Here is a 12,969-nt window from a genome sequence, read left to right on the forward strand (position 1 = left end):
CGCGACGATGGAAGCGCGCCAGCAGCGCGCCAGGGCCGCCGGCCTGGACGCCAGCCTGGGTGCGCCGGAAGAACGCGTGCTTGCCGGCGTGCGCGTGCTGGTGGTCGATGACAGCGAAATCAACCGCGACGTGGTCAAGCATATCCTGTGCGACCAGGGAGCAGTGCCCTCGTTCGCCTGCGATGGCAGGCAGGCGCTGGACTGGTTGCTGGCCCACCCGGCCGACGTCGACATCGTGCTGATGGATGTGCAGATGCCCGTCATGGATGGCTTGCAGGCGACGCGCGCGTTGCGCCAGCTGCCGCAGTTTCAGGACTTGCCCGTGGTGGCGCTGACGGCCGGGGCGTTCCAGACACAGCGTACGGCGGCACTGGAAGCGGGCGTGAACCATTTCATCAGCAAACCGTTCGACGTGCCGCAGACCATCGCCCTGATCGCGCGCGCGCATCGGCGCCATGCGCAAGGTCTGCCAGCCCTGCCGCCGGTCGTGACCGAAGCGACGCTGCCCGTGCCGCCATGCGGCGCGGCAGCCGTGATCGACCTGGCGCAAGGCATGGCGCAGTGGCTCGATGAGGCGCCCTACCGCCAGCACCTGTCGCTTTTTGGCAGCAACTATCGCAATACGGTGGGCGCCATGCGCGCGCTGCTGGCAGCCGATGCGCGCGACGATGCCGCCGCGCTGGCGCACAAGCTGGCGGGCGAGGCTGGCAGCCTGGCCCTGCCCGCCACCCTGCAAGCCGCGCAGCAGGCGGAACAGTTACTGCATGCCGGCGACGATGCGTCGGCCGCGCTCGACACACTGGAACAGGCGCTGGCGCGTGCCATCGAGGCCGCCGCCGCATTCACGGCACAGACGCCCAGCCAGTCGGTCATGCCAGAAACTCAACATGGCCGCGCATGCCAATGATAAACTTGCCAACATGAAAACTTGGGGAATACTATGATCTGGTGCAGGGATTTGTTGCTGAGGGCCTTGATGCTGGGCACGCTGCTCTTCGTCGTGGGCGAATCGCTGTCCTACTGGACGCCGGAACTCAAAAAACTGCTGGCCTGGCGCCCTTTCTGACAGCTTAGCCTTCGCGCCCGTCCACCCTGGCGCGCCACAGATACGGCGCATACACGCAGGCATACAAGCCAAAGGCCAGCGACCAGCACGCGCCGGCAGCCAGCAGCAGCGGCATGGCCAGCGCTGCGGGACCGATGGCGGCCAGCAGGCGCGCCAGCGCGCCCAGCTGGATCAGCCAGTACATCGCCGCTTCCGCCCGGCCGCCTTTCAACGGCCGCCCCGTGTGGCCCAGGGTGGTGCGCGTCATCATGCCGATGATCAATCCTGCCATCGAGCCCACCGTCAGCGCGTGAAAGGCGGCGCTGGCCGGCAGCAGCCCCAGGCTGGCGGCCGCCAGCAGCGCAAAACCGACGCCTATCCACGCATACGACAAGTGCAAAATCCACAGCAAGGGCACGCGCAAGGTGCGCTGCGGCTGCCAGGCCAGCAGATTGGCCAGCGAGACGCCGGCAGCGCAGAACGCCAGCGGCGCCGTCAGCCAGGCTGGCGCGCCTGCCAGCCACGCGATGGCGGCCGCCGCCATGCAGGCCACGGCGACCAGCGCCCGCTGCGGACTGGCCACCGGCGTACGATTGGGATTGATATCGGGCGCGCCATTGCGCGTAAACATGGGAATGACGCGCGCGCCGATCACCGATTCGATCAGCACGATGATGAAGATGGCCGCCTGCACGGGCACGAACAGCGACAGCGGCAGCCATCCCAGCACGGCCGCGTGGAACAGGCCATTGGCCAGCGCCAGCAAGGCCAGCAGAGCGACCAGGAACAGATTGCGCGTATTGCCGGAACGGCGCAGCACCTGGTACAGGGGCCAGGCGGCCAGCGGCAGGAACAGCCACTCGACCAGCGCAGCCACCAGCCCGGGGCCGCACAGCATGGCGATGCGCCCCGCCAGCCACAGCACCGCCAGCGCCATCAGCGGCGCGCCGTGCGGCGTGGGCAAGCCCGTCCAGTTGCGCCCCGCCGTATACAAAAACCCCACGACGATGGCCAGCGCGAAGCCGAACACCATTTCATGCATGTGCCAGCCCAGCCCCACCTGCAAGCGGCCCGTCAGCAAGCCGGTATAGCTGGCCAGCCACAAGGGAATACTGATGACCGCAAACACGGCCGCCAGCAGGTAGAACGGGCGGAAACCCAGCTGCCAGACGGCGTGGCGGGCATGCCAGGGCGCGGCGCCTGCTGTCGTGGACGGTGGAGAAGGTTCGCTGATCGGGGTAATGGCCATGATGGGCTCGCTTTTAAAGATATATTCAATATACTACTTTAAAAGCGCCAGAACGGCCATCGGCAAAAAGGACTAGAGAGAGGTAATAGGCATGGGGTCTGACCCGGCGGGTCAGACCCCAACTCGGGCTATTTGCCCTGGCGGTGCTCGACCGCATACACGGCCGCCTGCACGCGGCTGGTGAGGTTGAGTTTTTTCAGCACGTTCTGCACGTGGATCTTGACCGTGCTTTCGGCCAGGTCGAGGGTGCGGGCGATGCCCTTGTTGCTCTCGCCGCGCGACAGGCAGTCGATGATTTCCTTTTCGCGCGGCGTGAGTTTGTCGAGTTCCGACACGGGCTCCTCGCGTCGCGTGCCCGCCTGCAGCTGCGCCACCAGCTTGCCCGTCATCGCTTCGGCGATGACGACTTCGCCGGCCGCCGCGCGGCGGATGGCGCGCACCAGATAGTCGGCGTCGATATTCTTGATCAGGTAACCGCAGGCGCCCGCGCGCAGGGCCGTCGCCAGGTCTTCGGCATCCTCGGAGACGGTGAGCATGACGATGGCCGTGTCGGGACAGTCGTGCTGCATCAGCTGCAGCGCTTCCACGCCGGACATGCCGGCCATGTTCAGGTCCAGCAGTACCACGTCGGGCTGCAGCTGGATGGCGCGCTTGATGCCTTCCACGCCATCGGCCGCTTCGCCCACCACGGAAAAATCCGTATGCCGCTGCAGCAGCGAGCGTATGCCGCTGCGGAACAGCGCATGGTCGTCCACCAGCATGACGGTGATCGGTTTATCGGGAGTCTCCATTTTTTTTGTACTTTCAGATAGTGGCTTAGGCGGCGCGGCGCTGCTCGCGCGACAGGTGCAGTTCGACGGTCGTGCCGCCACCGGGACAGGCGTGCACGTCGAACGTGGCGTCGATGCGCTGCGCGCGCTCGCGCATGATATGGATACCGACATGGCTGTCGCCCTTTTCCAGCACGGCGCAAGCATCGAAGCCGACACCATTATCGCTGATCGTCAGCGTAAAGTCCTGGTGATCGGCGAGCCGGACCTCGACATGGCTGGCCTGGGCGTGCTTGCGGATGTTCGACAGCGCTTCCTGCACGATGAAGAGTAACTGCAATTGCTGTTCCCGGGGGAATGGCGCGCCGTCGACATCGGCCAGCAGCTCGGCGTCGATGCCCGTCTGGCGGCGGAATTTGTCGATTGCCGCGCGCAGGGAGCCGATCAGGTCATCCTCCATCAGGCGGCTGCGGAAGTTGGCCAGCAGTTCGCGCACGTCCTCGTAACTTTCCTTCACGCCCGCATGCAGGGCCGGCACGATGCCCGCCACCTCGTCGAAACGGGCATTGCGCACGGAGTCGTCGAGCATCTGCACTTGCAGGTTGAGGAAATTGAGGCTTTGCGCGATGCTGTCGTGCAGGCCCTGCGCCACCAGGTTGCGTTCCTCGGAAATGGCCATCTCGCGCTCGCGCGCGGCCAGGCGCAGGTTTTCCAGCGCGATGCCCAGCAGCTGGCCCAGGGTTTCCAGCAGCGCCAGCTCGCGCGCGGAAAACACGCGCGCATGGCGGAAGTGCAGGTTGAAGAAGCCCAGGTGCTGTTCGTGCGCATGGATGTGGAAGACGGAGACGGTGGCAAAGCCCTCGCGGTGGCAGCGCAGCTCGTGCGCCTTGTCGATGCGGCGCATGTCGTGCACCTTCGCCACCTTCATCTCGACGGCCGTGCCGCACAGGCAGTCGCCCACCTTCAGGCAATGCTCGGACGCCACCAGTTCTTCCGACAGGCCGTGGTGCACAACCATGTGCAGATTGCCCCGCTCGGCGTCGAGCACGCGCACGGTGGAGCCGTCGGCCTCGAAATAGTCGACGATGCGCTGCATGAAGCCGCCGCAGATGTCTTCCAGGGGCTGCGGGCGCTGCAAAAAGGCCGCGCTTTCATACAGCAGCGCCAGTTCGCGGTTGCGGTATTCGAGGGTGGCCGTCTTGCTGCGCACGCCCTCTTCCAGGTTGCCGTACAGCGCCTGCAGGCGGTCGGCCATCTGGTTGAAGCCACTGGCCAGCTGGCCGAATTCGTCATTGCTTTCGACGGCCAGGCGCACGCTGAAATCGCGCTCCTTCATGCGCTGCATGCCCAGCCGCAGTCGCGTCACCGGTTCGATAATCAGCATGAACATCAGGTAAATCATGCTGACCGTGCCGATGACGGCCATGCCGACGAGGATCAGCTGCGAAGCGCGCAGCCAGAACGTGCGCTGCTCGCTATCGTGCTCGATCAGGCGCACCAACTGGTCGACCTGGCCGACGAAAGTATCGGCGTCATGCTCGAACTGGCGCGCGCGCGCGGTGGAATCGGCGGCCAGCGCGGCCGGACGCAAGCCGCCGCGCCAGGCGGCGCCGATGCGCTCGAATTCCGACTTGATGGCAGTGCTGGGGGGCAGGAACAAGGGACGCTGCGGATCGCCGTGGCCGATCTTGGCCAGGGTTTCGTCGACCAGCAGCACCTGCTGGCGCGCCTGTTCGCCAGCGTCGCTGGCCAGCAGCAGGGTCAGGCGGTAGGTCTGCATGCGCAGCCGGCCCGTCTCGTTGATGGCGGCCGAACTGCCTTCGAGCTGCCACGACAGGAACAGGGTGCAGCCGATGGCGCTCAGGGCCAGGACCAGCATGAGCAGCAGCGCGCCGACGATCTTGGTCGACAGCTTCTGCCAGGAGGAAAACATCGCCTTGAATTTCATACCGCCCTTGAATGTAAATGCAAACTGCCTCAGCCGCCCGTCTGCGCCATGAACCGGATAATCTTGTCCGGCTGCGTATTGAAATCATGCTGCTGCGGCTTCAGTTCGATGGCGGCGCGGATCGCCGCTTCAATCTGCGCATCCGTGGCCCCGCCGCGCAGCATGGGGCCAAGGGCGAATTTCTCTTCCTGCCCCAGGCACAGGTACAGGGTACCATCGACGGACAGTCGCACTCTGTTGCAGGTGGCGCAAAAATGCTGCGACATGGGCGTGATGAAACCGATGCTCGAGCGGCCATCGGCTGTCGCCATGTAGCGCGCCGGCCCGCCACCCAGTTCTTGCGCCTGCGGCACCAGGCCAAAGCGGGCCGCCAGGCGCTCGCGCACGGGACCCAGCGGCATGTAGCTGGCATTGCGGCCCGTACTGCCCATCGGCATGGCTTCGATCAGGCGCAGGATGAACTGCTGCTCGATGCAAAACGCCGCCATGGCCTCGATCTGGCCGTCGTTGACGCCGCGCATGGCCACCATATTGATCTTGATCGGGTCGAAACCGGCCGCCTTGCCCGCCATCAGGCCGTCCAGAATAGGCTGCAGGCTGTCGCGTCCCGTGATCTGCTGCATGCAGGCGCGGTCCAGCGAGTCGAGGCTGACATTGATGCGGTCGACGCCCGCCGCGCGCAAGGCCACGGCGTGCTTGCCCAATTGGGTGGCATTCGTCGACAGCGACAGGTCGTCCAGACCGGGCAGCGCGGACAGCCTTTGCGCCAGCTGCGGCAGGTTGCGCCGCAACAGGGGTTCGCCGCCCGTCAGGCGTACGCGGCGCGTACCGAGCCGCACGAAGATGCCCAGCAAGCGTTCGATCTCGTCGAACGTCAGCCAGTCCTTCGGCTCCTCGAAGCCGCGAAAGCCCTTGGGCATGCAATAACTGCAGCGCAAATCGCAGCGGTCGGTGACGGACAGCCGCACATAATCGATCGAACGGCCAAAACGGTCCTGCAACTTGACGCTACCCATGACGCTACTCCTGTTACTTCCGTGATTGTAAAGGCTGGGGCACGATCTGGCTGTGCCCCAGAAGGCCTAGCGGCCTACGCCTTTTTAGCTACGCATTTCTACTTACTGAACCAGCGGGCTGGCTGTGCCTTCCAGCTCGATGCCGGCGATGTCGGCGCGCCCCACCAGCAAGTGCAGATACTGGTGCACGGCGCGCTGCCACGCGGCGCGCGCCAGGCGATCGGCGATCTGCGCCTGCACCGCCTCGTAGGCGATGGCCTGGCCTTCGACCCGGCGCAGCACCTGCACGATGTGGTAGCCGAAGCGCGTTTCCAGCAAATGGCCGGCCAGCGCCCCCGCTTCCAGGCGAAACAGCAGCGCGTCGAATTCCGGCACGCTCTGGCCCGGCGACAGCTGGCCCAGGTTGCCCCCCAGCGCGCCCGACGGGCAGTTCGAATACTGCGCCGCCAGTTCGGCGAAGCGCTCGGGCGCCAGTTTGAGGGCGTCGAGCACGGCTTGCGCCGTCGTGCGCAGCAGCTCCAAAGGCGCTTCCGGCGTCACCTGGAACAGGATGTGGCGCGCCTCGACCAGCGCGCCGCTGCGAAACAGTTGCGGGCGCTGCGCATAAAAGGTGCGGCAAGCCGCATCGTCGGCCGGCGGCACGCGCACTTCCTGCTCGAACAGCGCTTCGACCAGCGCATCGTCGCTATCTGCCTGCAAGCCCAGGCGCTGAGCCTCGTCCAGCAGCAGCCGGCGCAGCACCAGTTCATGCACGGCCTGCTTCAGCGGATTGCCCGCCTGCTGGTGGTGCGGCAGTTCCTGCGCGATGTCGGCATCGTCGATATCGATGCCATTGACGGAAATTCCCATGATGATTCTCCTTTCAATGACCGCCTTAGCGGCGGCGCACCAGTTGATAGGCGCGGCCCAGATAGCCGATGGCGCCGAAACCGCTCCATACGTGCACCAGGCGGGTGAACGGGAAGATGACGAACAGCGACATGCCCATGAACAGATGCAGCTTGAACACCAGCGGCGCATCGACGATGAAGCTGGCCGCGTCGCCGCGGAAGGTGACGATGTGCTGCGCCCAGTTCATCAGCAAGACCATCATGTGACCATCCATGTGCGACGCCGAGACGAAGATCGACGACAGGCCCAGCAGCAAGGTCAGCAAAATCCACAGCATCACCAGCTTGTCGCCGGCCGTGGTGACGGCGCGCAGGCGGTCATTGGAAAAGCGGCGCACCAGCAGGATCAGCAAGCCGGCCAGGCACAGGCCGCCCATGATGCCGCCAGCGGCCATGGCCACGCCCTGTTTCAGGCTGTGCGTCACGCCCAGCGTATCCCACACCCAGACGGGCGTGAGCAGGCCGGCCGCATGGCCGAACAGCAGGCCGATGATGCCGATGTGGAACAGGATATTGCCCAGGCGCAGGCTGCCACGGTGCAGCAGCTGGCTGGAATCGGACTTCCACGTGTATTGCTCGCGGTCGAAGCGGATCAGGCTGCCGAGGAAAAAGATCGCCAGCGCGATGTATGGATAAATGCCATACACAAATTGATGCAAGTAATTACTCATGATGTACTCTCCTCATGCGGGCGCAGGCGGCCCATTAAGCGGCGCGGCGCGGCTGCGGGTGAAAATGCACGGGATGGACGCCGCCCGGGGCTTGACGCAGCAAGGGCTCGACGCCATCCGCACCGGGACCGAAGGTTTCCAGCGCTTCATCCATGTCGCGGATCGGCGGCTCGGCCAGCATTTCGGCCGCCACGGGACTCAGACGTTCGAGCACCGTGAAGACGGGCGCATACGGACTGCCGTTGGCCGTCAGCTTGCGGCCGATATGCGCCAGCACGTGGACGGCGTCGCCCAGCAGCGGCGCCGATGCCGCCTCGTCGAGCTGTGCCAAAAACTCCAGGAACAGCGGCACGAAGTCGGGCAAGTCGTCGCCCGTCATCTGCAAGCCGTGGCGCTTGTATTCCTCCATCAGGTCGACCATGGCCTGGCCCCGGTCGCGCGATTCGCCGTGGATATGCTCGAACAGGTGCAGCGAGTGCGACGGATTGCGGTCGAACGTGGCCACGTACTGCTGCTGCAGGTCGATCAGGCTGCTGCTTTCCAGGTGCGCCAGCAAGGGCCGCAACAGCGCGTGCTGTTCCGGCATGGCGGCCAGCGCAGTGTCCAGCTCGGGCAGGTGCGCGATCAGCTCGGGCTCGGGATACAGCAGCAGGCGCGAGAGGATTTGATACTGATTCATAGCGTGTGTCATATCGGTTCCTTAAGCGCCAGGCGCCGTTTTGCGCGACTTCGGCATCTGCATGAAGATGGCCGAACCGTGTTTTTTCTTGCCGAACAAGGTCGGTTCGCTGGTGCCGTCCGAGCAGCCGTTGCCGAAGCTGAAGCCGCACGAACCCTTCTCGTTGAAGCTGTCCTCGGCCATTTCCTTGTGGCTGCTGGGGATGACGAAGCGGTCTTCGTAATTGGCGATGGCCATGATGTGGTACATGTCCTCCACCTGCGCCTTGGTCAAGCCCACCTGTTTCAGGACCGTGAGGTTTTCCACCTTCTCGACGGTCTTGCTGCGCATGTAGGCACGCATGGCCAGCATGCGGTCCAGCGCCGTGACGATAGGCGGCTGGTCACCGGCCGTCAGCAAATTGGCCAGGTATTGCACGGGAATGCGCAGGCTTTGCGTGTCCGGCAGCATGCCGTTCACACCCAGCTTGCCCGATTCGGCGGCCGCCTGGATCGGCGACAGCGGTGGCACGTACCACACCATCGGCAAGGTGCGGTATTCGGGATGCAGCGGGAACGCCACTTTCCACTCGACGGCCATCTTGTAGACGGGCGACTTGACGGCCGCTTCCAGCCAAAGATCAGGAATGCCCTGGCGGCGCGCCTCCGCGATGATGGCCGGGTCGTGCGGATCGAGGAACAGATCGAGCTGCGCCTGGTACAGGTCCTGCTCCTGCGGCACGGAGGCGGCTGCCTCGATCTTGTCGGCGTCATACAGCAGCACGCCCAGGTAGCGGATGCGGCCCACGCACGTTTCCGAGCACACGGTAGGCTGACCCGCCTCGATGCGGGGGAAGCAGAAGGTGCACTTCTCCGCCTTGCCGGACGACCAATTGTAGTAAATCTTCTTGTACGGGCAACCGGAGATGCACATGCGCCAGCCGCGGCACTTGTCCTGGTCGATCAGCACGATGCCGTCGTCTTCGCGCTTGTACACGGAGCCGGACGGGCACGACGCCACGCACGTCGGATTGAGGCAATGCTCGCACAGGCGCGGCAGATACATCATGAAGGTGTTCTCGAACGTGCCGTACATCTCCTTCTGCATGTTGTCGAACAGTTTGTCCTTGCTGCGCTGGGCAAATTCGCCGCCCAGGTCATCTTCCCAGTTCGGACCCCACTCGATTTTCTCCATCTTTTTCCCCGTCAGCACGGAGATCGGACGGGCCGTCGGCGGCGTCTGCGACAGCGGCGCGCTTTGCAGGTGCTCGTAGTCGTAGGTGAACGGCTCGTAGTACTCGTCAATCGCCGGCAGGTTCGGGTTGGCGAAGATATTGGCCAGGATTTTCAGACGGCTGCCCTGGCGCGGCTCGATCTTGCCCGCATCCGTGCGGCGCCAGCCGCCATTCCACTTGTCCTGGTTTTCCCACTGCTTCGGATAGCCGATGCCCGGTTTCGTTTCAACGTTGTTGAACCATGCGTACTCGACGCCGTCGCGGCTGGTCCACACGTTCTTGCAGGTGACGGAACAGGTGTGGCAGCCGATGCACTTGTCCAGGTTCAGCACCATGCCGATTTGCGCTCTGATTTTCATACTATGCTCCTTCTTCCTGCAACGGGCCTTCGAGCCAGTCAACCTTGTTCATCTTGCGCACCAATACGAATTCATCGCGGTTGGAGCCCACCGTGCCGTAGTAATTGAAGCCGTACGCCAGCTGGGCGTAGCCGCCGATCATGTGCGTCGGCTTGGGCACGGCGCGCGTCACGGAGTTATGGATGCCGCCCCGCTTGCCCGTCATCTCCGCGCCAGGCACGTTGATGATCTTTTCCTGGGCGTGGTACATCATCGTCATGCCGGCCGGGATGCGCTGGCTGACGACGGCGCGCGCCGTCAGGCTGCCGTTCACGTTGAACACTTCGATCCAGTCGTTGTCGACGATGCCGGCCGTCTGCGCGTCGGTTTCCGACAGCCACACGTGCGGTCCGCCGCGCGACAGGGTCAGCATGCGCAGGTTGTCCGAATACGTGGAGTGGATGCCCCACTTCTGGTGCGGTGTCAGGAAGTTCAGCGCCAGCTCCTTGTTGCCGTTCGGCCTGGTGCCCAGCAGCGCTTCCGTCGTCTTCGTGTTGATGGCCGGCTTGTACACGCACAGGCCTTCGCCGAAGTCGCGCATCCACAGGTGATCCTGGTAAAACTGCTGGCGGCCCGTCAAGGTGCGCCAAGGGATCATTTCATGCACATTCGTATAGCCGGCCGTGTAGCTGACTTCTTCGCTTTCCAGGCCCGACCAGGTGGGCGAGGAAATGATCTTGCGCGGCTGCGCCTGCACGTCGCGGAAGCGGATGCTGTCATGCTCGCGCGGCTTGGCCAGATGCGTGTGCTCGCGTCCCGTGATGGAAGACAGCGCGGCCCAGGCCTTGACGGCCACGTGGCCATTCGTTTCCGGCGCCAGCGTCAGGATCATTTCCGCCGCATCGATGGCCGTGTCCAGGCGCGGCTGGCCCTTCGACACGCCTTCTTCGAGCACCGTGCGGTTGATGCCGCGCAGGATCTCGACTTCATGCTCCGTTTTCCAGGAAATGCCCTTGCCGCCATTGCCGATGCTTTCCAGCAGCGGTCCGATCGAGGTGAACTTCTTGTACACGTCGCGGTAATTGCGCTCGACCACCGTCATGTTCGGCATGGTCTTGCCTGGAATGGCGTCGCATTCGCCGGCGCGCCAGTCCTTCGGATCGAAAGGCTGGCCCAGCTCGCCCGGCGTATCGTGCAGCAGCGGCGTGAGGATGATGTCTTGCTGGGTGCCCAGCAGTTCGCCACCGATTTCCGAGAATTTCTCGGCGATGCCCTTGTAGATTTCCCAGTCCGACTTCGATTGCCACAGCGGTTGCACGGCTTCCGACAGCGGGTGGATGAACGGGTGCATGTCCGAGGTGTTCAAGTCGTCTTTTTCATACCAGGTGGCCGTCGGCAGCACCACATCGCCATACAGGCAGGTGGTCGACATGCGGAAGTCCAGCACCACCAGCAGATCGAGCTTGCCTTCGGCGGCCGGGCGCACTTTCACCTGTTTCGGCGTGATGCAGTCGTCTTCGTCGCTGAGCAAGCCATTCTGCGTGCCCAGCAGGTATTTCAGGAAGTATTCGTGGCCCTTGCCCGAGCTGCCCAGGATATTCGAGCGCCAGACAAACATATTGCGCGGGAAGTTGGCCGGATTGTCCGGGTCGTCGCACGAGAACTGCAGCTGGCCCGCCTTGATCTGATCGAGCGCATACGCGGCCGGTGCCTGCCCCGCCGCCTTGGCGGCCTTTGCCACTTCCAGCGGATTCGTTTGCAGCTGCGGCGCCGATGGCAGCCAGCCCATGCGTTCAGCCTTGGCGTTGTAGTCGAGCAGGGTCAGGTCGCCCGTGCCGCCGGCCGCCGACGGCGAGGCGATGTCGCCCGTTTCCAGCTTTTCGTGGCGCCATTGGCTCGTATGGGCATAGAAGAACGAGGTGCCGTTCATCTGGCGCATCGGCCGCACCCAGTCCTGGGCGAAGGCCAGAGGCGTCCAGCCCGTTTGCGGACGCAGTTTTTCCTGGCCCACGTAATGCGCCCAGCCGCCGCCCGACTGGCCGATACAGCCGCACATCATCAGCATGTTGATGATGCCGCGATAGGTCATGTCCATGTGATACCAGTGATTCAGGCCCGCGCCCACGATGACCATGCTCTTGCCGCGCGTCTGGTCCGCGTTTTGCGCGAACTGGCGCGCCACGGTGATGACGTCGGCTCGTTTTACGCCCGTGTGCTTTTCCTGCCACGCGGGGGTGTACGGCACGTCGTCGTCATAGCTTTCCGCCACGTTTTCGCCGCCGAGGCCACGGTCGATGCCGTAGTTGGCCAGCGTCAGGTCGAACACGGTGGTGACCAACGCGGTGCTGCCGTCGGCCAGGCGGATGGTTTTCACCGGCACCTTGCGCAGCAGCATGTCGGACGCATCCTTGCCGCCGAAGTAGGCGAAGCCCACTTCGGTGACGGCGTCGCTGTCATTGATCATGGACAGCATCGGCACGATGGGCACGCCGCTGCCGCCGGCCTTCTGTTCCAGGTTCCACTTGCCCGACTCACCCCAGCGGAAGCCGATGGAGCCGGCCGGCGCGGTAATCGCACCCGTGGTTTCGTCGATGACCAGGGTTTTCCATTCCGGGTTATTCGTTTCGTCGAGGTTGTTGTCCAGGTGCGAAGCGCGCAGGAAGTAATCGGGCACCAGGGTGCCGTTATGCTCTTTGAGCAGCACCAGCATGGGGAAGTCCGTGTACTGGCGCGCATAGTCGCGGAAGTAGTCGGACTGGCCTTCCGAGTGGAATTCCTTCAGGATGACGTGGCCCATGGCCAGCGCCAGCGCCGCGTCCGTGCCCTGCTTCGGCGCCAGCCAGATGTCGCCGAACTTCACCATTTCGCCGTAATCGGGCGAGATAGCCACGGTTTTCGTGCCCTTGTAGCGCACTTCCGTGTAGAAGTGGGCGTCCGGCGTGCGCGTCATCGGCACGTTCGAGCCCCACACCATCAGATAGGTCGAGTTGTACCAGTCGGCCGATTCCGGCACGTCCGTCTGTTCGCCCCACACTTGCGGGCTGGCGGGCGGCAAGTCGCAGTACCAGTCATAGAAGCTCAGGGCCACGCCGCCGATCAGCGACAGGTAGCGCGTGCCGGAGGCGTAGCTGACCATGGACATGGCGGGAA

At 64.2% G+C, this 12,969-nt stretch carries 10 protein-coding genes; 1 reads left to right on the plus strand and 9 read right to left on the minus strand.

The window, feature by feature from the left end:
* Nucleotides 1–907, plus strand: a 907-nt coding sequence (locus K0F86_RS15775) for a response regulator (protein ID WP_219135290.1), incomplete at its 5' end; no start/stop codon positions are given.
* A gap of 163 nt (nucleotides 908–1,070) precedes the next feature.
* On the opposite strand, the gene K0F86_RS15780 is transcribed toward K0F86_RS15775, so the two are convergent.
* The 9 genes from K0F86_RS15780 to K0F86_RS15820 form a co-directional block, all read right to left on the minus strand.
* Nucleotides 1,071–2,294 (minus strand): NnrS family protein, encoded by a 1,224-nt coding sequence (locus tag K0F86_RS15780; RefSeq protein ID WP_219135291.1) that lies wholly within the window; start codon nucleotides 2,292–2,294, stop codon nucleotides 1,071–1,073.
* Nucleotides 2,295–2,422: 128 nt separating this feature from the next.
* On the minus strand, nucleotides 2,423–3,085 hold the full coding sequence (locus K0F86_RS15785; protein ID WP_034781594.1) for a response regulator: 663 nt from the start codon (nucleotides 3,083–3,085) through the stop codon (nucleotides 2,423–2,425).
* Nucleotides 3,086–3,110: 25 nt separating this feature from the next.
* On the minus strand, nucleotides 3,111–4,997 hold the full coding sequence (locus K0F86_RS15790) for a type IV pili methyl-accepting chemotaxis transducer N-terminal domain-containing protein (RefSeq protein WP_306823205.1): 1,887 nt from the start codon (nucleotides 4,995–4,997) through the stop codon (nucleotides 3,111–3,113).
* Nucleotides 4,998–5,041: 44 nt separating this feature from the next.
* Nucleotides 5,042–6,028, minus strand: coding sequence for a GTP 3',8-cyclase MoaA (gene moaA, locus K0F86_RS15795; RefSeq protein WP_219135293.1), 987 nt, complete (start codon nucleotides 6,026–6,028; stop codon nucleotides 5,042–5,044).
* 102 nt (nucleotides 6,029–6,130) lie between these two features.
* Nucleotides 6,131–6,877, minus strand: coding sequence for a peptidylprolyl isomerase (locus K0F86_RS15800; RefSeq protein ID WP_219135294.1), 747 nt, complete (start codon nucleotides 6,875–6,877; stop codon nucleotides 6,131–6,133).
* Nucleotides 6,878–6,902: 25 nt separating this feature from the next.
* Nucleotides 6,903–7,589 (minus strand): respiratory nitrate reductase subunit gamma, encoded by a 687-nt coding sequence (narI, locus tag K0F86_RS15805; RefSeq protein WP_071077546.1) that lies wholly within the window; start codon nucleotides 7,587–7,589, stop codon nucleotides 6,903–6,905.
* 34 nt (nucleotides 7,590–7,623) lie between these two features.
* Nucleotides 7,624–8,268 (minus strand): nitrate reductase molybdenum cofactor assembly chaperone, encoded by a 645-nt coding sequence (gene narJ / locus K0F86_RS15810; protein ID WP_219135295.1) that lies wholly within the window; start codon nucleotides 8,266–8,268, stop codon nucleotides 7,624–7,626.
* A gap of 21 nt (nucleotides 8,269–8,289) precedes the next feature.
* Nucleotides 8,290–9,840, minus strand: coding sequence for a nitrate reductase subunit beta (gene narH / locus K0F86_RS15815; protein ID WP_034781611.1), 1,551 nt, complete (start codon nucleotides 9,838–9,840; stop codon nucleotides 8,290–8,292).
* Nucleotide 9,841: 1 nt separating this feature from the next.
* On the minus strand, nucleotides 9,842–12,969 hold a 3,128-nt coding region (locus K0F86_RS15820; protein ID WP_257572178.1), incomplete at its 5' end, for a nitrate reductase subunit alpha.

This window comes from Janthinobacterium sp. UMAB-60 (assembly GCF_900095235.1).
GTDB lineage: Bacteria > Pseudomonadota > Gammaproteobacteria > Burkholderiales > Burkholderiaceae_D > Janthinobacterium.